General features: G+C 70.1%; 6 protein-coding genes. 4 read left to right on the forward strand and 2 right to left on the reverse strand.

The features are described 5' to 3' along the window. The first annotated feature begins 61 nt into the window (after positions 1-61). Genes ACWDXS_RS25535 through ACWDXS_RS25550 form a run of 4 tightly spaced genes read left to right on the forward strand, consistent with a single transcriptional unit; the run spans position 62 to position 21,083 of the window. Positions 62-18,043 (forward strand): non-ribosomal peptide synthase/polyketide synthase, encoded by a 17,982-nt coding sequence (locus ACWDXS_RS25535; RefSeq protein WP_449969318.1) that lies wholly within the window; start codon positions 62-64, stop codon positions 18,041-18,043. After that, a complete protein-coding gene (locus ACWDXS_RS25540) occupies positions 18,043-20,169 on the forward strand; it encodes an AMP-binding protein (RefSeq protein ID WP_449969321.1) in 2,127 nt (708 codons plus the stop codon). The genes ACWDXS_RS25535 and ACWDXS_RS25540 overlap by 1 nt, the downstream gene beginning before the upstream one ends. Next, the gene (locus tag ACWDXS_RS25545; protein ID WP_056814159.1) at positions 20,166-20,381 is read left to right on the forward strand and encodes an MbtH family protein; all 216 of its coding nucleotides are present in this window, start codon (positions 20,166-20,168) and stop codon (positions 20,379-20,381) included. The genes ACWDXS_RS25540 and ACWDXS_RS25545 overlap by 4 nt, the downstream gene beginning before the upstream one ends. Before the next feature lie 48 nt (positions 20,382-20,429). Beyond that, on the forward strand, positions 20,430-21,083 hold the full coding sequence (locus ACWDXS_RS25550; protein WP_449969325.1) for a hypothetical protein: 654 nt from the start codon (positions 20,430-20,432) through the stop codon (positions 21,081-21,083). 20 nt (positions 21,084-21,103) lie between these two features. Here the strand turns inward: ACWDXS_RS25550 and ACWDXS_RS25555 are convergent, their stop codons facing one another. Beyond that, complete coding sequence (locus ACWDXS_RS25555; protein WP_378990868.1) at positions 21,104-22,519, reverse strand: DUF1254 domain-containing protein; 1,416 nt, start codon at positions 22,517-22,519, stop codon at positions 21,104-21,106. Positions 22,520-22,600: 81 nt separating this feature from the next. Next, on the reverse strand, positions 22,601-23,815 hold the full coding sequence (locus ACWDXS_RS25560) for a TetR/AcrR family transcriptional regulator (RefSeq protein ID WP_378990867.1): 1,215 nt from the start codon (positions 23,813-23,815) through the stop codon (positions 22,601-22,603). Positions 23,816-23,826: the final 11 nt, after the last annotated feature.

Here is a 23,826-nt window from a genome sequence, read left to right on the forward strand (position 1 = left end):
TGTATTCGTGCTGCCCGAAAACATTCGATCTGCTGTTCTTTCGCGATACGAGGAGGCTCTGGTGCACGGTACGGAGTTGGGTGGGTTCAGTGCGCGACCACAGGAAGCGCGGGTCGTCGGTCTGCCGTTTCCGCTGACCCCGGCCCAGCTGGGTGTCTGGTACGCACAGCTGCTCGACCCCGATGTCCCGATCACCATCGCCCAGTACGTCGATATCGACGGCGAGCTCGATGCCGCTGTGCTGCAGCAGGTTACGGCCGAGGCCGCGCACGCCTACGGTTCACCGCTGGTGCGCATCGGCGAGTTCGACGGTGTCCCGCACCAGTACGTCGACCACACCATCGCGGTCGAGCAGGAGCTGCCGCTGATCGACCTGCGCCACCACGACGACCCCGTGGCCGCCGCGCACGAATGGATGCGCGCGGAATTCGGCGCCCCCATCGACCTGCTCACCGACCGGCTGGTGGCGGGCGCGGTGCTGCGCGTCGGCGAGACCCGCTGGTTCTGGTACCTGCGCGGCCACCACATCGTGCTCGACGGGTACGGCGCGTTCACCAACTCTCAGCGCATCGCCGAGCTGTACACCGCGCGGATGCTCGACACCCCGGCGCGCGAGGTGGTGCCGGGTGAGCTGTCGGCGCTGGTCGAGGGCGAACAGCGCTACCGCGAGAGCACCCGTTTCGTCGGCGATCGTGAGCACTGGGCTCAGCGGATCGCGGGCCTGGACAGCCCCACCGCGCTCGACGGCCGCACCGCGCCGCGTTCGGCGATCAACCTGGTGACCGGCGGGCGCCTGTCGGAAAAGCTGGTCGACCGCCTGGAAACCATTGCCGCCAGCGATGATTCGACCATCTCCGCGGTACTGCTGGCCGCCTTCGCCGCCTACCTGGGCCGCCTCACCGACCGGCCGGACGCGGTACTGAGCCTGCCCGTCACCGCTCGCACCACCGCGGTCATGCGCCGCTCGGCGGGGATGCTGTCCAACATCGTGCCGCTGCGACTGCCCACGGGTGCGGCGGGCTCACCCGCCACCTGGGGTGAACTGCTGCGCGCGGCCCGGGTCGAGGTGGCGGGTGCGCTGCGTCATCAGCGCTACCGGGCCGAGGACATCCGCCGCGACGCCGAGGACGACGGCCGCCCCGCCCGGCGCGCGTTGTTCGGCCCACTCGCCAACTTCATGCTCTTCCGCAGTGACCTCACCCTCGGCACCACCACCGGCCGCTACCGGGTGCTGTCCACCGGCCCGATCGAAGACTTGAGTCTCAACGTCTACTACGGCGACCGCGACCGGGTGCACGTCGATTTCGAGGCCAACCCGCATCTCTACGACGCCGACACCCTGGCCAGGCACCACGCCCGCTTCCTCGGCTTCCTCGAGCGGCTGGCCGCTACCGACCTCGACACCGCGCTCGGCGCGATCGAGGTCGCGACTGAGCTGGAGCTGCAGGTCAGCACCCGGATCTGGAACTCCACCCGATTCGACATCGACGCCGCGCTGGCCGAGCGTTCGGTGCCGGTCGCGACTCTGCCCGCCGTGTTCGAGGCCCAGGTCGCGCGCACCCCCGATGACGTGGCCGTGCGGATGGCGACGTCCTCGCGCACCGACGCTGGTCGGGACAACGCCGTCGTGTCTTCGGCGGACGCGACCCTCACCTATCGTGAGCTGGCGCAGCGGGCCAACCGGCTGGCCCGGCGGCTGCGCGCGGACGGCATCGGGCCGGAATCGCTGGTGGCGCTGAGTATTCGGCGCTCGCCCGAACTGGTGGTGGCGATGTACGCGGTGCTCGCCGCCGGCGCGGCCTACGTGCCGATCGACCCGGATCATCCGGCTGAGCGCATCGCCCACATCCTCGCCACCGCCGCACCGGCGGCCGTGCTCACGACCATCCGCGATAGTGCACCTGTCGACGGACGGCCGGTGCTGGCCGTCGACGCCCTCGATCTGAGCGACTACGACGACGCCCCGCTGACCGATGCCGATCGCACCGCGCCGCTGCGCCCCGGCCATCCCGCCTACGTCATCTTCACCTCCGGCTCCACCGGTCTGCCCAAGGGCGTCGCGGTCGAGCACGCCGCGATCGTGAACCGCCTCGTCTGGATGCAGCACACCTACCGCCTGCACGGGGTCGACGTGGTGTTGCAGAAGACGCCGATGACCTTCGACGTCTCGGTGTGGGAGTTCTTCTGGCCCTTGCAGATCGGTGCGACGCTGCTGCTCGCCGAGCCGGACGGCCACCGGGACCCCGGCTATCTGCGCCGCGTGATCAGCGAATACGGCGTCACTGTCGCACATTTCGTGCCCTCGATGCTCGAAGTGTTCCTGGCCCAACAGGAAATCGCCGAGCGCACCTCGCTGCGGCTGGTCTTCGCCTCCGGCGAGGCATTGCCCGCCGCGCCTGCCCAGCGGCTGCGGCTGCTGACGGGCGCTCGCCTGCACAATCTCTACGGCCCGACCGAGGCCGCCGTCGACGTCACCTTCCACGAGGTGAACGACAGCGACCGGGTCACGGTGCCGATCGGCGCGCCGGTGTTCAACACCCGGCTCCATGTTCTCGACTCACGGCTGCGGCCCGTTCCGGTCGGGGCTCCGGGTGAGCTGTATCTGTCGGGGGTACAGCTCGCCCGGGGTTATGTCGGACGTCCCGAGCTCACCGCCGGACGTTTCGTCGCCGCGCCCGCGGTGGTCGCCGCCGACTCCGGGCGTGTGCTGCCCGACGGTGGTTCCGGCAGCACTGCCACCCATCCACTGCCGGGTGAGCGGATGTACCGCACCGGTGACCTGGTCCGCTGGACCACCAACGGCGAGCTGGAATACCTGGGGCGCACCGACTTCCAGGTGAAGCTGCGCGGGCTGCGCATCGAGCTCGGCGAGATCGAGTCCGTGTTGGAGAGCGTGGACGCCGCGGCGCGCGCGGTAGTGCTGGTCCGGGACGACGCGGGCGTCGGCGAGCAGTTGGTCGCCTATGTCGTGGAGGCCGAGCCGGGCTCGGTGTCGATCGACGATCTGCGCGAGACCGCACTGCGCGCGCTGCCCGCCTACATGGTGCCCGCGGCGTTCGTGCTGCTCGAGGCCCTTCCGGTGAACGCGTCGGGCAAACTGGACCGCAAGGCCCTGCCCGCTCCCACCCGCGCGGTCGTCACCTACGCCGAACCGGTCGGCCCGGTGGAGCAGACGGTGGCCAGGGTGTTCGGCGAGGTCCTCGGCCTCGACCGCATCGGCCGCGACGACGACTTCTTCGCCCTCGGCGGCAACAGCCTGGTCGCCACCCAGGTCGCGGCCCGCCTCGGCGCCGACCTCGGCTGCCGCCTCGGCGTGCGCGATCTGTTCGGCGCGACCACCGTGGCCCGCCTCGCCGCCGCCATCGCCGATCGCGACGACACCGGCGTCTCGGCCCAGCTCCCGGTGCTCACCGCGGGCCCCCGCCCGGCGCTGATCCCGCTGTCGCCCGCACAGCAACGGATCTGGTTCCTCAACCGCTTCGATCCCTCGGCGCCCGGCTACAACATGCCGTTCGTCATCCGCCTGCGCGGCACCGCCGATCTCCCCGCCCTGGTCGCGGCCCTGCACGCGGTGGTCGACCGCCACGAGGCGCTGCGGACCGTGTTCCCCGCGGTCGGCACTCCCGGTGGTGAGGTGGCCGAGCAGGTCGTCCGCGATGCCGGGCTGGTCCGTCTCGGTGACCCCGTCGAAGTGCAAGCCGCCGACCTCGACGCGGAGCTGACCCGCTTCGCGCGTACCGGGTTCGACCTCGAACGTGAAGCACCGGTGCGTGCGGGCATCTTCGTTGTTCCGGCCCCCGACACAACTGTGGACAACTCGGCACCACGGCCACCGAGCGTCGCGGCGCAGGAGTGTGTCCTCGCTGTCGTGCTGCATCATATTGCGGCAGACGGTGTTTCGCTGCAGGTGCTCGTCCGCGATGTGCTCACCGCGTACCGCGCCGCCACCGACGGCGTCGCGCCCGGCTGGTCGCCGCTGAGTGTGCAGTACGCCGACTACGCCCTCTGGCAGCGCGAGCTCCTCGGTGCCGAAACCGATCCGCAGTCGCTGGCCTCCCGCGAAATCGCTTTCTGGGAACGGACTCTGGCTGGTCTGCCCGACCAGCTCGAGCTGCCCTCGCGTCGCCGGCGGCCGATCGAGCCGAGCATGCGCGGCGCCCGCACCGCCTTCACCATCGACGCCGATCTGCACCGTCAGCTCGCCGGGCTGGCCCAGCGGGCAGGCGCCTCGCTGTTCATGGTTGTGCACACCGCGTTGTCGGTGCTCCTCGCCCGTCTGTCCGGCACCACCGACATCGCCATCGGCACCGGCGTCGCGGGCCGCGGCGACCGGGCCATCGACGACCTGATCGGCATGTTCGTCAACACCCTGGTGTTGCGCACCGAGGTCGACCCCGCCGCGAGCTTCGTCGCCGCGCTCGAGCACACCCGCGAAACCGACCTGGCCGCCTTCGCGCATGCCACCGTTCCCTTCGATCGCCTGGTCGACGTGGTCAACCCGGCCCGCTCGCAGTCCCGGCACCCGCTGTTCCAGGTGGCGCTGAACTTCCAGGCCGTCCTCGACACCACCTTCGACCTGGCGGGCTCGCCGGTGACGGTGCGCGAGATCGAGCTCGACATCACCAAGTTCGACCTACAGCTCACCCTCGCCGAACGACGCGGTGCCGCAGGCGAACCCGCAGGCATCGACGCCGTCACCCTGTACGCCGCCGACCTGTTCGACGCGTCCGAGATGCACACCTTCGGTGCGCGTTTCGTGCGGCTACTCGCCGCGGCCGTCGCCGCGCCGGACACCGCGGTCGGCGACCTACCGCTGCTGTCGGCGCCCGAACACTCCCAGCTCACCGGCATGCGCGGCGCACCGGTCACCGCCACCGGTCTGCTACCCGACCTCCTGGCCGGCGCGGTCGCCGCCGACCCGGATCGCGATGCCGTCACCGACGGCGACCGCACCCTCACCTACCGCGAACTCGACCGGGCGTCGTCACGCCTGGCCAGGGTCCTCATCGACAGCGGCGCCGGCCCCGACGACGTGATCGCCGTCGGCATCCCCCGCTCCATCGAGTCGGTGCTCGCGGTGTGGGCGATCGCCAAGTCCGGTGCCGCCTGGTTGCCCGTCGACCCGAGCTACCCGCTCGATCGGATCACCCATATGGTGACCGATTCCGGGGCCCGACTAGGTCTTACAGTGTCCGAGTCGCTGTCCGCGCTGCCCGGCCCGCTCGATTGGCTGGTCCTCGACGAGCTGAAGCTGATGGCCGAATGCGCCGGGCGTTCCAGCGATCCCGTCACCGACTTCGACCGCGTGCGACCCCTGCGCGCCCAGCACCTCGCCTATGTCATCTACACCTCCGGCTCGACCGGCCTGCCCAAGGGCGTGCTCGTTACCCAGGCGGGTATCGCCGGTTTCGCCGCCGAGGAAACCGCGCGCATGTTCGGCACCGCCGACGCCCGCGTCCTCCAGGTCGGCTCCCCGTCCTTCGACATCTCGGTGATGGAATTGCTGCTCGCGGTGAATTCCGCCGCGACGCTGGTGATCGCCCCGCCCGGGCGGCACGTGGGAGCTGAACTGGCCCAGCTGCTTTCGGAACAGCGCGTCACGCACGCCCTGATGACCCCGTCCGGTCTGTCCGTGCTCGACCCCACCCCGCTCGACGCCCTTCGCATGGTGATGGTCGGCGGCGAAGCCTGCCCGCCCGACCTGATCGCCCGCTGGACCGCCGGACCCGTTCCCCGCGCGTTCGTGAACGCCTACGGCCCGTCCGAGACCACGGTCGCCACCAACATCAGCGCCCCGCTCACCGCCGATTCCCCGCTGACCCTCGGCACGCCGCTGCGCGGCATCACCCAGTGGGTCCTCGACTCCCGGCTGCGGCCGGTCCCTGTCGGCGTCGCGGGCGAGCTGTACGTCGCGGGTGCCCAGCTCGCGCGCGGCTATCGCTCCCGCGCCGCACTCACCGCGACCCGCTTCGTCGCCTGCCCGTGGGCGTCGTCGGAGCGCATGTACCGCACCGGAGACCTGGTCCGCTGGACTCCGGAGGGCACCCTCGACTACCTGGGCCGCAACGACGACCAGGTCAAACTCCGGGGTTTCCGCATCGAACTCGGGGAAGTCGAATCCGCCCTGCTCGCCCAGCCCTCGGTTCGCCAGGCCGCGGTGCTGGTGCGCGCCGACCCGCACCGAGGCGATCAGCTCATCGCTTATGTCGTGCCCGCCGTCGAGACCGACGAGCTGATCGATGCGCTCGCCGCCGCCCTGCGCGGCGCCCTCGCCGCGCATATGGTGCCGTCCGCGTTCGTGGTGATCGATGCCCTGCCGCTCACCCCCAACGGCAAGCTCGACCGCAAGGCCCTGCCGGAGCCGGTGTTCGCCGCGCGTTCGTTCCGCGCGCCCGCCGCAGGCACCGAGTCCGTGGTGGCCCAGGTCTTCGCCGAGGTGCTCGGTGCCGCGCCGATCGGCGCCGACGACGACTTCTTCGCCCTCGGCGGCAACTCGCTCGTCGCCACCCAGGTGGTGTCGCGGCTGGGCACCGCGCTCGGCCGCACGGTCTCGCTGAAGTCGCTGTTCGAGGCGCCGACCGTCACCGCGCTCGCCGCCCTGCTCGGCACCGCGGACGCGGTCGCGCCGAGGCCCGCGCTGGTGGCAGGCGAACGGCCGCAACGGATTCCGCTGTCCTACGCGCAGCAGCGCATGTGGTTCCTGAACCAGTTCGACGCCGAATCGGTCGCCGACAATATCGCCGCCGCCATCCGCCTCACCGGCGTCATCGACTACGCCGCGATGAACGCGGCCGTCGCCGCGGTCTTCGCCAGACACGAGGCGCTGCGGACCCGCTACCCCGCCGTCGACGGCATCCCGTTCCAGCAGGTGCTCGACGCCGACCAGCTGACGATCACCCTCGAACCGCGCGCGATCGCCCCGGTCGACCTCGGCAACCGGATCCGCGCGCTGGCCGCCGTCCCGTTCGCGGTGGACTCCGAACCCCCGGTCCGCCTGCACCTGCTGCACACCGGCACCGACGAGCACGTCCTCGTCCTCGTGCTGCACCACATCGCCGCCGACGGCTGGTCGGTCGCGCCGCTGACCCGCGATGTGATGGTCGCCTACGCCGCCCACCTGGCCGCCGCAGCACCCCAGTGGACGCCGCTTCCGGTGCAGTACGCCGACTTCGCCCTCTGGCAGCGCGATGCGCTCGGCGCCGAGGACGACGCCGAATCCGCACTGTCACAACAGCTCACGTTCTGGACGACGGAACTGGCCGACCTGCCCGACCTGCTCTCGCTGCCGAGTGATCGACCGCGCCCGGCCGTGGCCTCGGGACGCGGTGCGCGCCAAGCGTTCACGGTGCCCGCCGAGATCGTCGACCGACTGCGCGGCATCGGTGCGCGAGCCAATGCCTCGCTGTTCATGGTGCTGCACACCGCCTTCGCCACCACCCTCGCCGAACTGTCGGGTCAGCAGGACATCTCGATCGGCACCCCGGTCGCCGGTCGCGGCGACCAGGCGCTCGACGACCTGGTCGGCATGTTCGTCAACACGCTCGTGCTGCGCACCCGGATCCGCCCCGACGCCACCTTCGCCGAACTGCTCGGCACCGTCCGCGACAGCGACCTGCGCGCCCTCGCCAACGCCGACGTCACCTTCGACCGGCTCGTGGAGATGCTCAACCCCGAGCGATCGACCGCCCGGCACCCGCTGTTCCAGGTGATGCTCGACTTCCAGAACAACTCCCGAACCGAACTCGAACTCGCGGGCCTGACCGCCACGGAGCTCGAGATCGATACCCACACAGCCAAATTCGACCTGCACCTCACGCTGCGCGAGACCACCGACGGCCTGCTCGCCCGCTTCGAGTACGCGACCGACCTCTTCGACGCGCAGACCATCACAGATTTCGGCACCCGCTTCCTGCGGACGCTGGATACGGTGACCGCCGATCCCGACGTGGTGATCGGCGACATCGACCTCCTCGACGCCGACGAGCGTATTAGCGTGCTCGGCGCCTGGAACGCCACCGAGTACCCGGTCGACGAACGCATGACGCTGGCCTCGCTGTTCGCGGCGCAGGCCGAGCGCACCCCGAACGCGACCGCGGTGACCCTCGAGGACGAGTCGCTGAGCTATTCCGGGTTCGCGGACGCGGTGAATCGCCTGGCCCGCCTGCTGATCTCGATCGGCGTCCGCCCCGACCGCACCGTGGCAATCGGCATGCGCCGTTCGATCGACTCGGTCGTCGCCATGTACGCCGTCATCACCGCCGGTGGCGCCTACGTGCCCCTCGATCCGGATCACCCCGCCGAGCGCATCGCCCAGGTGATCGCTGCCGCCGACCCGGTCTGTGTACTGACCCGCCGCAGCGACGACCTCGACCTCACCGGGGTGGAGGCGGCGGGCGATCACTGCGCGGTTCTCGATCTCGAGCAGGTCGACACCACCGACTACTCGGCCGAGCCGATCACCGACGCCGACCGCCTGGCCACGCTTACCCGGGACAACGCCGCCTACCTGATCTTCACCTCGGGCTCCACCGGCACGCCCAAGGGCGTCGTCGTCTCCCATGCCGCGATCGTCAACCGTCTGGTGTGGATGCAGGACGCCTACCGGCTCACCCCCGACGACGCCGTGCTGCAGAAGACCCCGGCCACCTTCGACGTGTCGGTCTGGGAGTTCTTCTGGCCCTTGCAGATCGGCGCCCGGCTCGTGCTCGCCCGCCCGGACGGTCACCGCGACCCCGCCTATCTGATCCGGCTGATCACTGACGAGCGGATCACCGTCGCCCACTTCGTCCCGTCGATGCTGTCGGTCTTCGTCGCGGTGCTCGACAGTGCGCACGCCGACGAGGCGACCACGCGGACCGCCGGGGACTGCGCATCGCTGCGTCTGGTGTTCGCCTCCGGCGAGGCGCTGGCGCCCGCGCCCGCCCAGCTGTTGCGCGGGCTCACGGGGACGGCTGTGCACAACCTGTACGGCCCCACCGAGGCGGCGGTGGACGTGACCTTCCACGAGGTGATCGACGCCGATACCGTCACCGTGCCGATCGGTGCGCCGGTGCACAACACCCAGGTCTACGTCCTCGACGGCCGCCTGCGCCCGGTCCCCGTCGGCGTGCCCGGCGAGCTGTATCTGGCGGGCGCCCAGCTCGCTCGCGGCTACGCGGGCCGCGCCGACCTCACCGCCGACCGCTTCGTCGCCAACCCGTTCACCACCGCCGAGCGCATGTATCGCACCGGTGACCTCGTCACCTGGACGTCGGCCGGCGAGCTGGAGTATCTGGGCCGCACCGACTTCCAGGTGAAGCTGCGTGGTCTGCGCATCGAACTCGGCGAGATCGAAGCCGTGCTCTCCGGGGTTCCCGAGATCACCCAGGCCGCGGTGATCGTGCGCGACGAGACTCTGATCGCGTATCTCGTTGCCGCACAGCATGTCGACGTGGATGCGGTGAAGTCCACGCTCAGCCGCACCCTGCCCGCCTACATGGTCCCCGCGGCCTTCGTCGTTCTCGACGAGTTCCCGCTCAACTCGTCGGGCAAGCTCGATCGAAAGGCGCTGCCCGCACCGAGTTTCGAGGCGGCCGTCTTCCGCGCGCCGTCCACCGAGGTCGCGCGCATCGTCGCGGCCACCTTCGCCACGGTGCTCGGCTTCCCCGCCGACCGCGAAGTCGGTCTCGACGACGACTTCTTCGCCCTCGGCGGCAACTCCCTCAACGCCACCCAGGTCGCGGCCCGCCTCGGCGCCGCCCTCGACACCCAGATCCCGGTCCGGCTGCTGTTCGACGCACCGACGGTGGCCGATCTGGCCGACCGGTGCACGGTCCTGCGCGGCACCGGCGGGCGGCTCGAACTCACCACTCGGGAACGGCCCCGGCGGATTCCGCTGTCCGCGGCGCAGCGCCGGATGTGGTTTCTCAACCGCTACCTCGCCGACGTCGACGGCATCGGCGACGCTGTCGACAACATCCCCGTCGCGCTGCGGCTCACCGGCGACCTCGACCTCGCTGCCCTCGAAGCGGCTCTCGCCGATGTGGTCGCCCGGCACGAAACCTTGCGAACCAGCTACCCGGAGGGGCCGGAGGGCGCCGAACAGGTGATCTCGGACGCCACCGCAATCACTCTGCGGCCCGAGGCGATCACCGAGACGGAACTGCCCGAACGCCTGCTGTCGTGCGCCGCGGTCCGATTCGACCTCACCGCCGAGATCCCGCTGCGCGCGGCCTTGTTCGCGCTGAACACCGACCACGTGCTGGTCCTGGTGGTCCACCACATCGCCGCCGACGGTTTCTCGCTCGGCCCGCTGGCCGCGGATCTGATGGCCGCCTACGCCGCGCGCCGCGCGGGCGCCACCCCCACCTGGACGCCGCTGCCCGTCCAGTACGCCGACTACGCCCTCTGGCAGCACGAAAACCTGGGCGAGACAGCCGATCCCGCGTCGCTCGCGCACACCCAACTGGCGTTCTGGCGCCATGGTCTCGCCGGTCTCCCCGAGCAGCTCGACCTGCCCACCGACCGTCCCCGCCCGGCCGAGTCCACCTTCCGTGGCGCCGTCCACCGCTTCCAGATCGACTCCGATCTGCACAGTGAACTGCGCGAACTCGCGCGCAAGCACGAGGCCACCCTGTTCAGCACGGTGCACGCAGCGCTCGCGGTCCTGCTGGCCCGCCTGTCCGGGGGCAGCGACATCGCCATCGGCACACCGGTCGCGGGCCGCGGCGAGGCCGCCCTCGACGGGCTGATCGGCATGTTCGTCAACACCCTGGTACTGCGCACCCAGATCGACCCGCGCGCCGAATTCGAAACGACCCTCGACGCCGTCCGGGCCGGCGACCTCGACGCCCTCTCGCACGCCGACGTCCCGTTCGAGCAGGTCGTCGATGCCATCGACCCGGCGCGAGCCCGCAACCGGCACCCGCTGTTCCAGGTGGCGCTGGCGCTACAGAACTTCACCGTCCCCGCGCTGGAAGCCGCGGACCTGCGCGTGGAACCCCTCGATTTCGACGCCGCCGTGGCGAAGTTCGACCTGCAGTTCACCCTCGGCGAATCCGACGACATCGACGGCCGCGCGAACGGCATGTCCATCGAGATCGCCTACGCCACCGATCTGTTCGACGAGGGCAGCGTCGCCGTGCTGGCCCGGCGCTTCACTCAGGTGCTGGCCGCCGTCGTCGCCGACCCGACCGTCGTGGTGGGCGACATCCAGTTGCTCAGCGCCGAAGAACAGCAGCGCACCCTGCACGATTGGTCGTCCACCGGCGAATCGGTGGCCGCCGCCGACACCATGGTGGACCGGTTCGCCCGCGTCGCCGCCCTCGACCCCACCGCCATCGCCGTGAAAGCGGGCGAGCGCGCGCTGACCTACGGCGAGCTCGACGCCTGGTCCAACCGTCTCGCCCGCCGACTCGTCGCCGCGGGCGTCGGCCCGGAATCGCTGGTAGCGGTGACCCTGCCGCGGTCGGTGGAGCTGCCGGTCGCTCTGCTCGCCGTGCTGAAGGCAGGCGGGGGCTACCTGCCGATCGACCCCAACTACCCCGCCGATCGCATCGAATACGTCCTCGACGATGCCCGCCCGCAGTGTGCGATCACCAACGACGACACCGGCCTGGCGCACGACTGGTTCGGTGGTCCGGTCATCGATCCCGGCGCGGACAACCTGTCCGACTTCGGCACCGACGCCCTGACCGACGCGGACCGGCGTAGCCCGCTGGCTCCCGCCAACGCCGCCTACGTCATCTACACCTCCGGCTCGACCGGCCGCCCCAAGGGCGTCGTCGTCCCGCACACGAATGTCATCGCGCTGCTGGACAACACCGCGCAGCGCTTCGGCTTCGGACCGTCCGACGTGTGGACGATGTTCCACTCCTACGCCTTCGACTTCTCGGTGTGGGAACTGTGGGGCGCGCTGCTCCACGGTGGCTCGATCGTTCTCGTCGACTACTTCACCTCCCGTTCGCCCGAACAGTTCCGCGAACTGCTCCGTACCGAACGCGTCACCGTTCTCAACCAGACGCCGTCCGCGTTCTACCAGCTCATCGCCGCCGACCTGGCCGCGCCCGCACCCACCGAATACGCCCTGCGCACAGTGATCTTCGGTGGCGAGGCGCTCGAACCGCAACGCCTCGCCGGCTGGTTCGCCCGCTACCCGGACTCGCCCCGCATGGTGAACATGTACGGCATCACCGAGACCACCGTCCACGCCTCCTACCGGGAGATCACCCCGCACACCGGCTCGGCCAGTGTGATCGGCGGTGCGCTCGCGGGACTCACAGTGCGCGTGCTGGATTCGCGCCTGCGTCCCGTCCCGCTCGGCGTTCCCGGCGAAATCTACGTCTCCGGACCGCAATTGGCGCGCGGCTACCTGGGTCGACCCGACCTGACCGCGAGCCGCTTCGTCGCCGACCCCTACGGTCCTGCCGGATCCGTCGCCTACCGGTCCGGTGACCTCGCCCGCTGGACGGTCGTGGCCGACGACGCCACGGGGGCGCTCGCGTCGTCGCGCGCCACGCACGTCGACCTCGAATACCTCGGCCGCGCCGACCAGCAGGTCAACCTCCGTGGCTTCCGCGTCGAGCTCGGCGAGATCGAAGCGGCGCTGCTGCACAGCTCGATCGCACCTCGCGAAGTCGCCGTGCTGGTGCGGACCGACCTCGTCGACGAGCCGCGCATCGTGGCCTACGTGGTCGGGGAGTCCGACCACCTCGACACCGCCGCCCTGCGCAAGGAGCTGGCACACACCCTGCCCGAGCACATGCTCCCGGCAGCTGTCGTGCCGGTCGCGCGCATTCCGCTCACGGTCAACGGCAAGCTCGATCGCGCGGCCCTGCCCGCCCCCGTCTTCGAGACCACCACCTACCGCAGGCCGACCACTGTCACCGAGCAGATCATCGCCGCCGTGTACACCGAGGTGCTCGGCCGTGCCGACGATCAGCCGATCGGCGCCGACGACGACTTCTTCGCCCTCGGCGGCAGCTCGCTGCTGGCAGCAAAGGCCGTGGCCCGTATCGGCGCCGCGCTCGACCGGCGCGTGGGTGTCCGGCTGCTGTTCGAGGCGCCGAGCGTCGCCGAACTGGCCGCCGCGATCGACGCCCAGTCGAAGGTCGATCGCCCCGCGCTGGTCGGCCGGGCTCGCCCCGAGTTGCTCCCGCTGTCCCCGGCCCAGCAGCGGATGTGGTTCCTCAACCGCTTCGACCGCGCCTCGGTGGCCTACAACATCCCGTTCGCGCTGCGCCTGAGTGGGGCGCTCGACGTCACCGCGCTGCGCGCCGCGATGGCCGACGTGGTCGCCCGCCACGAATCGCTGCGCACCGTGTACCCGGAGGTCGACGGCACACCCGCGCAGTCGATCGTCGCTGCCGCCGAAGCGATGCCGACGCTGGCTCCACCGGTGAACACCGAAGCGGCCGTGGGCGACACGCTCACGCCGGTGGCGACCAGCGAGGCAGCGCTTCCGGCCGCGATTCGCGAACTGGCCGAGACCACCTTCGACGTCACCACCGAGATCCCGGTGCGCATGCGGCTGTTCCGGGTGGACGACACCGAATTCGTGCTGGCCGGCGTCCTGCACCACATCGCCGCCGACGGCTCCTCCATCGCCCCGTTCGTCGCCGACCTCATGCGGGCCTATACCGCCCGGCTCGCCGACACCGCCCCCGGCTGGGCGCCGCCCGCCGTGCAATTCGCCGATTACGCGCTGTGGCAGCGTGACCTGCTCGGCGACGAAGCCGACCCGGAATCCCTCGCCGCCCAGCAGGTCGGCTACTGGCAGACCCAGCTGGCCGGACTTCCCGACCAGCTGGCCCTGCCGACCGACCGTCCCCGCCCCGCCCGCCAGACCCTGCGCGGCGACAAGGTGAGTTTCACCGTCGACGCCGACCTGCACGCCGCGCTGTCCGCGCTCGGGCGCGACAACGGCGCCACCCTGTTCATGGTGGTGCACGCGGCGTTCGCGGCCCTGTTGGCCCGCATCTCCGGTACCGCCGACATCGCCGTCGGCACCCCGAACGCGGGCCGTGGCGAAGCCGAGCTCGACGAGGTCATCGGCATGTTCGTCAACACCCTGGTCTTGCGGACCCAGGTCGTGAGCGACGCCCCGTTCACCGAACTGCTCGCCACCGCGCGGGCCGCCGACATCGCCGCGTTCTCGCACGCCGATGTGCCGTTCGAGCGGTTGGTCGAGGTGCTCAACCCCGCCCGCTCCACCGCGCGACACCCGCTGTTCCAGGTCGGCTACTCGTTCCAGAACCACGACCGCGCTCAGCTCGAACTTCCCGGCCTGTCCGTCTCCGCTGTCGAATTCGATGCCGGTGTCGCGCAGTTCGACCTGCATCTGTTCGCCCTGGACAACTACACCGCGGACGGCACCCCGGCGGGAATCGAGATGGCCCTCGGCTACGCCACCGAGCTGTTCGACGCCGCAACAGCCGAACGCTTCGCCGGTCAGCTGTGCCGGATCCTCGCATCCGTCAGCGGCGCGGCGGAGACCGCCATCGGTGACCTCGACATGCTCGGTGCCGACCGCGAGCTGCTGCTCGAAACATGGAACGACACCGCCCGTCCCGTCGAGTCCACCACCCTCGCCGAACTGGTTGCGCGCCAGAGCGACCTGACCCCCGGCGCGCTCGCGCTGGTAGACGATGAAACCGGCGAGTCCCTGGATTACGCCACCTTCGACGCACAGGTCAACCAGGTCGCCAGGCTCCTGATCGCCGAGGGAGTCGGCCCGGAGCGCACCGTCGTACTGGCCATGCGCCGCGGCATCGACCTCGTCATCGCCATGCACGCCGTCGTCCGGGCGGGCGGCGCGTACGTGCCGATCGACCCCGACCACCCGGCCGACCGTATCGCCTACATCGTCACCACCGCGGCGCCCCTGTGCGTGCTCACCACCGCCGCCGACGGACTGCCGATCGCCGTGGACGTTCCGGTCTTCGAGCTGGACCACCGCGCGCTGCGCGAACTCTCGACGGAGCCGGTGACCGATGCCGAGCGCATCGCCCCGCTGCGCCCCGAGCATCCCGCGTACATCATCTTCACCTCCGGCTCCACCGGCGTGCCCAAGGGCGTCACCGTTCCGCACGCCGCGATCGTCAACCAGCTCGGCTGGCTGCGCGAGCGCTTCACCATGACCACCGCCGACCGGGTGCTGCTGAAGACACCCGCCACCTTCGACCTCTCGGTCTGGGAGTTCTGGTCGCCCCTCACCTCCGGCGGTGCCCTGATCGTCACCCGCCCCGGCGACGAACGCGACCCGGATCGCCTGCGCGCCACCATGACCCGGCACGGCGTCACGATCTTGCATGCCGTTCCCTCGCTCGTCGGCATGCTCCTGGCCACCGAAGCGACACCCGCCCTGCCTGTTTCGTTGCGCGCCGTCCTCGCGATCGGTGAAGCCCTGCCCGCGGCGACGGCCACCGAGTTCCGTGCCGTCGGCGCCACCGTGGCCCTGCACAACCTGTACGGGCCGACCGAGGCAGCCGTCTCGATCACCGAATACGAAGTGGCGCAAGATCTGTCGCACGTCGTGCCGATCGGTACTCCCGTCTGGAACAGCGCGCTCTACGTTCTCGACGTCCGGTTGCATCCCGTCCCGATCGGCGTCGCGGGCGAGCTCTATCTGTCCGGTGATCAGCTCGCCCGCGGCTACCACGGGCGCCACGCCCTCACCGCCGACCGGTTCGTCGCGAACCCCTTCGCCGACACCGGCTCGCGCATGTATCGCACCGGCGACATCGTCCGTCGGCGCGCCGACGGCACGGTCGAATACCTCGAACGCGCCGACTTCCAGGTCAAGATCGGTGGCTTCCGCATCGAGCTCGGCGAGGTCGAAACAGCCCTGCTGCGCTGCGCCGAAGTCCGGGCGGCAGTCGCGATCGCCACGACCGACGAGCGGGCGGGTGCCCGCCTGATCGCCTACGCGGCGGTCGCGGACCTGGCCCCGGGCGACGAGCCCGCCATCGCCGCCCGGCTGCGCGGAGAGCTCGCCGCCGACCTGCCCGCCTACATGGTTCCGGCGGCGCTGGTGGTGCTCGACGCGCTGCCCCTCAACGCCAACGGCAAAGTCGACCGGAAGGCGCTGCCCGAACCGCAGTTCGCCGAAGCGGCCTTCCGCGCTCCGGTCACCGCGGTCGAACAGCTTGTCGCCCAGACGTTCACCGAGGTGATCGGCTGCGCCGCCGCCGGACTCGACGACGACTTCTTCGCCCTCGGCGGCAACTCGCTGATGGCAACCCGCCTGGCTGCCCGCCTCGGCGCCGCGCTCGGCGTCCACGTCGCCGTGGCCGCGGTCTTCGACGCACCGACAGTCGGCGCGCTGGCCGCGCACCTCGCCACCGCTGATCGCACCATCGCCCGCCCCCCGCTGACCAAGCGCACCGGCGAAGGGCCCGCGGTCCTCTCGCCCGCGCAGCAGCGCATGTGGGTGCTGCACCAGCTCTCGCCACAGTCCTCGGCCTACCACATCCCGGCCGCCATCCGACTGACCGGCGAGCTCGACCTACCCGCCCTGCAGGCGGCCGTCGCCGACCTGCTGGCCCGCCACGACACCCTGCGCACCCGCTACCCGGACACCACCGACGGCCCGATCCAGCAGGTGATGCCCGCCTGGTCCGCCGCCGTCGACCTCACCCCCCTCCCGGTGGCGCTCGCCGATGTCGAAACCCGGATCGCGGCGCTCGTCGCGCAGCCCTTCGACATCACCGCCGCGCCCCCGATCCGGGTCGCCCTCTACCGCCTCGGCGACAACGATCACGTCCTCGTCGTCGTGGTGCACCACATCAGCGCGGATGGATACTCGATCGACCCGCTCACCCGGGACCTGGTGCGCGCCTATGTGGATCGCGGCCAGGGGCGCGAACCGGGCTGGGCCCCACTGACGATCCAGTACGGCGATTTCAGTGCCTGGCAGCGCGACCTGCTCGGCTCCGAGTCCGACCCCGGCAGTGTGCTCACCCAGCAGCTCGCCTACTGGACCCGCGAGCTCGCCGGCGCACCCGAACTACTGGCGTTGCCGACAGACCGCCCGCGCGCGGCCCGTCGTGAAATGCGCGGCGCGACGATCGAATTCGACATCGATTCCGCGCTCACCACCCGCCTCGACGACGTGGCACGCGCCAACGGAACCACCCTGTTCACACTGATCCACAGCGCGCTGGCAGTGCTGCTGGCCAAGCAATCCGGCAGCGCGGACATCACCATCGGCGCACCGGTCTCCGGTCGTGGCGCCCGCGAACTCGACGACCTCGTCGGCATGTTCGTCAACACCGTCGCCCTGCGCACCGAGGTCGACGCCCGCGCACCGTTCACCGACCTGCTCACCCAGGCGAAGCGCCGCGATCTGGCCGCGCTGTCCCATGCCGATGTTCCGTTCGAGCAGGTGGTCGACGCCGTGGGTCGCACCCGTACCGGCGCCTACACCCCGCTGTTCCAGGTGATGCTGACCTTCCAGAACATGCCGCCCGGCGGTATCGAGCTCCCCGGCCTCCACGTCCAGACCTTGGACCCCGGGCTCACCGAGGCCAAATTCGACCTGCATCTCACCGCCCTGCAGCGCTATCGCGACGACGGCGCGCTGGACGGCCTCGACATCCACTTCGGCTACGCCACAGACCTGTTCGACGCGTCGACGGTCCAGACCATGGCCGAGCGATTCCGCAAGGTACTCACCACCGTCGCCGCCGACCCCACCGTGGCGGTGCGCGCGATCGACCTGCGCACCGATGCCCAAAAGACCCCGACCACCTACACCATCGCCGATCTTCCGGGCCTCGTCGGCTCGGCAGCTCGGCTCGCGCCGGCGACCGTGGCATTCACCCACGGCGAGCACGCCATCTCTTACGGAGCACTCGACGCCAAGCTCGCCGCGGTGAGCAGGGCGATGGGCGCGAAGATGAAACCTGAAGCGTTGGTGAACGTCGCGCTGGCCGGCCTCGTGCCCGGCGTGCTCGCCGCACTCGGCGCGGCCGGTCTCACTTCGACTCTGCAAACACTGGTGACCGATGCTGCCGCGGTAATCGCCGGGACAGCGTCGGTTGACGACTCGGAAGGACAACTCTGATGTCGCACACGGATTCGGTCACGACCGCTGCCACCCTCGCCGCGCTCCTGCGTGACCTGGACGGCGATCGACCACGTGACCCGGCGACCCTGCTCGCCGCCTTCTCCACCTACGCCGACCGCGAACCCGACATCCTCGCGGTGCGCGACGGCGAAATCGGTCTCACCTACGGCGAACTGGCCGAGCGAGTCGATGCGTTGGCCGCCGCGCTCCTCGAGCACGGTGTCGGCCCCGAAACCACTGTCGCGGTGTCGCTTCCGCGTTCGGTGGAATTGGTGGTCGCTGTGCACGCGGTGCTCGCCGCCGGCGGTGCGTTCGTGCTGCTCGACCCCACCGGCCCCGGTGACGTGCAACGTCGCACTGCCGCGCTGGCCGCGCCCGCCTTGATCCTCACCAGCGACGGAACACCGCACCCCGCCGGGTTCCCGGTCGTGCACACCGACGCCACGGTCGACGTCACCCCCGATGAGCTACCGGGGCCGGGCGCGGACAACCCCGCCTACCTGGTCGTCGATGTCGTTGCCGCGACCGCCGTCGTCGTCGGGCATCGCGCGGCGCAGGCCAATTCGAGCTGGCGCCAGCGACTCTGCGGTATCGGTATCGGCGATTCGGTGCTCTGGCACGCACCGCTGGCCGGCCAGGCCGCGGTGGGGGAGATGCTGCTCGCGCTGCAAACCGGTGCCACGCTGGTGGTCTCGCCGTCGGCGGTGCTCGCCGACGCGATTGCCGAAACGCAGGTGACCGCAGCATGTTTCGATCATGCCGAGCTCGCCGAGCTGGCAGCACTGCCCGATGCCGAGCAGCGTCTGGACTCGCTGCGCGTGGTGCTCGGCTCGGGTGGGCCACTGCTCGCGGAAACCGCCGCCGCCCTGCGCGCGGTGAGCGGTGCGACGCTGTGGCACGTCTACGGCAGGCCCGAGACGGCGGGCGAGTTCGTCGCGCACGAGGTGACCGGCGCCGACCTGGAGGTGGTCCCGTTCGGATCGGCCGCTGACGATGTCGAACTGCTGATCCTCGACGAGCACCTGTGCCCGGTAGCCGACGGCGAAATCGGTGAACTCTATGTCTCCGGTGTGCAATTGGCGCGCGGATACGTCGGCAGACAGGCCACCGCGGCGACCTTCCTCGCGAACCCCATCGGCCCGGTGGACGACCGCATGTTCGCCACCGGCGACCTCGTGCGCCGCAGGCCGCCGGGCGACGCCTGGACGGCCGAGATCGAATTCGTCGGCCGCATCGATGACGGGCCCTACGCCCGCGCGACCGGTCTCGCCGACGAACTACTGCTCGACGAGTTCGAAGCCCAAGCCGCCGCAACCCCTTTCGACCCGGCCGTCGTCCATGCGCCGACCGACGGCCCGACCTCGATCATCACCTACGGTGACCTCGACCGGCGCACCAATCAGCTGGCCCGGCATCTGACCGCGCTCGGCATCGGCCCGGAATCGGCTGTGCTCGTGGATGTCCCAGGTTCCATCGAGTTCGTGGTCGCGGCGTACGCGGTCCTCAAAGCCGGTGGGACCGTGGTACCGATCGACACCGCGAACCCCCGGCTCCCACCGATCGTCAACCCGGCACTGGCCCTGACCATCGCCGCCCGCGAGCACCTCGGCACCTACGACATCCCGACGGTGACGGTCGATCGGGCATCTCTGTCCACCTATTCGAGCGAACCCATCGCCCGCGGCGAACATCGCGCCCCGATCCTGCCGCAGCACCCCGCCTTCGTGCTGTTCCCCCCTGGCGCAACGCACAGCGTCACCATCAGCCATGCCGCCGCCGTGCACCGGGTCACCGCCATGCAGGCCCGCCACCACCTCACCACTCGCGATGTCTATCTGCACCAATCCCATACCGGCGACGCCACCGCTTGGCACGGCTACCTGCTTCCCCTGCGAGTCGGCGCGACCGTCGTCCTCACCGAACCGCCCGACCCCACCCGGTTAGCCGCCCTCATCGCCGCCTACGGCGTCACCGTCACCGACTTCACCCCCCACTTCCCGCCCGCCCGCACCGGCCACAGCGACCGCCTGTTCCGCACGAGCGAGCTCGCCCACCACGAAATCGAAGGCACCCCGGCAGCATTAGCCCACCTCGGCACCCTCCTCGGAAAGGCCACCCCATGACCAACCCGTTCGACGACGACAACGCCCAGTTCTACGTCCTGGTCAACACCGAAGGCGAACACTCCCTCTGGCCCACCTTCGCCGCCGTCCCCGGCGGCTGGTCGGTAGCCTTCGGCGCCGCCCCCCGAACCTCCTGTCTCCACTACGTGGAATCCCACTGGCTCGACATGCGCCCCAACTCCCTCATCGCCGCCATGTCCAACAAACCCTGACCTGCGCCGTCCGGGTATCTGTCGGATGGTCGAGCTAGCTTCGCGGCTATGGGACTTTCAGTGGGAACCGGGGGGCTGGCCTTTGCCGTGGCAGACGGTAGTGACCCGGAGTATCTCGATGCGTTGACCGAGCAACTGCGTGCGCTCAGCGAGCTACTGGTGCGGGAGGGGCTTGCTCCGCACGACGAGCCGAGGGTTGCGGGACCGGCGGTGGACCGCGCTCGGATAGGGAGCGTGCCCTACTCTTTCGTGCATTATCTGCGGCGCGCGTATGCCCGAGCGCGTGAGTATCCTGAGCAGCCGCTGACACCCGTCGCCGACGGAGACAGCGCTTCGGATGATCCCGCCATCAACCTGGTCGGATCCACCTTCGACTCCCACCTGATCTGCCATTCGGATTGCGAAGGGTTCTACGTTCCGGTCGATTTCGACGACGTGCTTTTCGTCGGCGAGGATGTCGACATCGCTGGTGGCATGGTCGGGTCGAGCACTGCGCTGATGCGCGAACTCGTCTATGTCGCATCGTATTTGGGTGTCGAGCTGATCGATGGTGTGCTCTCCGACGCCGAGATCGGCAGGATCCGGACGATGCTGGACAGCGATTCGTCGCACCCGTTCGACCGGGAGTTGATCACCTGGCTGCTGCTGTTCGAGGCCGCGAGGGTGTCGATCGAGAACGGCACCGTTGTCGAGTTCGGGTGATCGGACAATCCGTGCCCGACTCAGTCGACCAGGGTCATCGGCGGCGGCTCCCACTTTCCGTCGAGGGCGTTCTCGCGCGGTGCGTAGAGGCGGAGGGTGAGGGAGAAGTCGCCGGTGGCGGGGATGGGGAGCCAGTTGCCGGTGGGGACGGCGGGCCGTGGGTCCTGGTGCTGGACGGCTAGTTCCACAGATCCGTCGGGGGCGGGGACAACGGCGGGGAAGTGACCTACCGAGTAGATCGTGTCGGGGTTGGGGACCAGGAAACCTTGTGTGTCGTAGGCGGTGATCGAGGTGAAGGCGTGGACAGGCGGCCATCGGCCCGGTTCGAAGCGGATGCGGTAGCGCAGTGGGTTGCCCCGGTCGTCGGTGGTGGGGGCGTCGCGGTTCGCGTAGAGCACGTCACGAATGGGGGCAAGGGCGGGGGAGCGCTTGGTGGTGGCCGCGCGGCGGAGGTAGTCGGTACCGAAGGTGCCGAGGTCGACGGGGATCTCCCAGCCGTTGACGGAGCGGGCGGTGGGGTCTGTCCAGTCGGCGATGCGGCGGTGGGCCTGGCGCACCGCCTCGTCGAGGATTTCGGCGGGCTGGTCGTCGAGAACCCCGCCGGGCTGGACACCGATCGTGGCCAGTTGCGTCATCAGGGGCGCGTCGGCCGCAGCGGGGGGATCGGTGAGCATCAGCCGGCACAGGCGGTTGAGATAGGTGCGGCCGTCCAACGCGGCGATCCGCTTCGTCGGTGGCTCCGGTCCACGGTCTATCGCGTGGACGCGGCTGACCGTCCCGGCGAGTTCACCGCGATCCCACGCGCTGAGCGGGATCAGCTTCATCTTCTCCTGCCACTGGTTGACCGTCGGCGCGTCCCCGGTGCCGTTGATCTGGACCCGCGCGACGATCGTGCACATCGACGACGGCATGTGCAGCCGGGTCACGTTCGCGGGCAGCACACCGGACCACTGCGGCCCGGTGAGGACGTAGGTGAAGGGTGGACCGTCGGCGTCCACGGTGGTTCGCGGGGTTTTGCTGGTCAGGTCGTGCACGGTGTTCGCCCACCCGTCGACCAGCTGGAACAGCCAGAACCGGTCGGGTTCCATCCCCGGGATCTGGAGCACGATCGGCTCTTCGGTGATATCGAGCCACGCCTGCGAATACACCATGTCGTGGCTGAGCCTGGCCACCCCGCGATCGTCGGGATCGGGCAGCACGCTGTGATCGAAGCCGTTGATCGGCCCGCTCGCCGCGCGCATCATGTCCAGCAGGATCATCGGATAGCCGTAGATGTAGGCGTCGATCGCCCGGGCGAGCAGATCCGGGCGACCGGTGGTGCGGATCGGCTCGGGAACCGATGCGTCACCGCATCCGGGCAACGCCGCCGCGGCGGTGGCCGCGGCGGCGAGCCCGAGCAACGATCGCCTGGTCAGCGCGCTCGCGCGAGAATCCATGCACGCTCCGTTCGAAGGCTTGATCGCCGAGCCTATGACGAGTCAGCAACGCACCGCCTCATACACAACGGGTGAATTGCCTCAACCGAGCAGCACCCGCCGCATCAGGAATGCGACCCTGGCCCGGCCGGCGATCGGGTCGTCGCCGAAGCGCTGACCGAGGTCGATGACCATCGCGAACGCCGCGTGCACCAGGAAACGCGCCTCCGCGGCGGAGAGCTCCGGCCGCATATCGCGCACCAGCCGCGCCCACTCCTGCACGCTCAACCGCTGGATATTGCGCAGGACTGCACGTTCCTCGGCGGGCACGTGCCCGAATTCGGCGTAGTAGACGACGGCCAGCGCTCGCTCGTCGAAGGTGTCGGCGACGAACTGCTCGACCAGCACGTCCAGCGCGGCCCCGCTGTCGGGCGTGCTCGCCACCGCGGGGCCGATCGCCCCCGACACCCGGTCGGCCGCGCGCCGAAACGCCGCGGCGAGGATGTCGCTCTTGCCGCGATAGAACCGGTACACCGCCGACGCCGCCGACAATCCCGCCGCCGAGGCGATGTCCTCCACGCTCACATTCGGATAGCCGCGTTTGTGGAACAGCTCCACCGCTTTGCGCAGCAGCAGTTCATGTTTGAACGAGTCGGGAATCTGGGCGCGGGCACCCTGCTCCGAAACGATTGCGGCAGGCGGCAACGCGGTGTCGGTGAGCGCCATACACGCCGAGCCGAGCAACTTGTTCAGCGTGCGAAGGGGCAGCGCGGCGTGATGATCGGCGATGCTGGTGACCACGCCGAGAATCGCCGTGGAGACCATACGCCGCTCGGCCGTGGTCAATTCGGGGCGCAGGATCGCCAGCTGTTCGTCGAGCGCGACCAGCACCGAACCCTGCTGCTCGTCGAGCACCACCCGATCCGCCGGCTCGAGGTAGCGGCCCTCCCATCGCACCAGCCGCACCGTCGCCCGATTCTCGACGGTCGCGCCGATCAGCCCGGTCAGCATGTGCCGCAACCGTTGCGCCGCGGGCAGGGTGTCTTCGGCCGACACCACGATCGACGCCGTGAACGCCTGCCCGACCCGAAGTAACTCCTCCCGGAACAACGCGTACTTACTGGGGTAGTGCCGATACAGCGCGGCCGAACTGATTCCCAGCCCGGACGCGATGTCCTCCATACTCACCCCGTGATATCCGGCTGCGCCGAACGCCACCGCCGACGACGCCGCGATCTGCGCCCGGCGATTCTTCGGCCGCCGCCGAACTTCAGTCCCAGCTACCCCACGCGCCCCACGAGACTCGCTGACATTCATAGTTCAAGTGT

Source organism: Nocardia sp. NPDC003183 (assembly GCF_053590715.1).

Coding starts and splice junctions, on each gene's coding strand:
- ACWDXS_RS25550 (WP_449969325.1), top strand. CDS start 20,430: ATGGGACTTTCAGTGGGAACCGGGGGGCTGGCCTTTGCCGTGGCAGAC.
- ACWDXS_RS25545 (WP_056814159.1), top strand. CDS start 20,166: ATGACCAACCCGTTCGACGACGACAACGCCCAGTTCTACGTCCTGGTC.
- ACWDXS_RS25555 (WP_378990868.1), bottom strand. CDS start 22,519: ATGGATTCTCGCGCGAGCGCGCTGACCAGGCGATCGTTGCTCGGGCTC.
- ACWDXS_RS25560 (WP_378990867.1), bottom strand. CDS start 23,815: ATGAATGTCAGCGAGTCTCGTGGGGCGCGTGGGGTAGCTGGGACTGAA.
- ACWDXS_RS25540 (WP_449969321.1), top strand. CDS start 18,043: ATGTCGCACACGGATTCGGTCACGACCGCTGCCACCCTCGCCGCGCTC.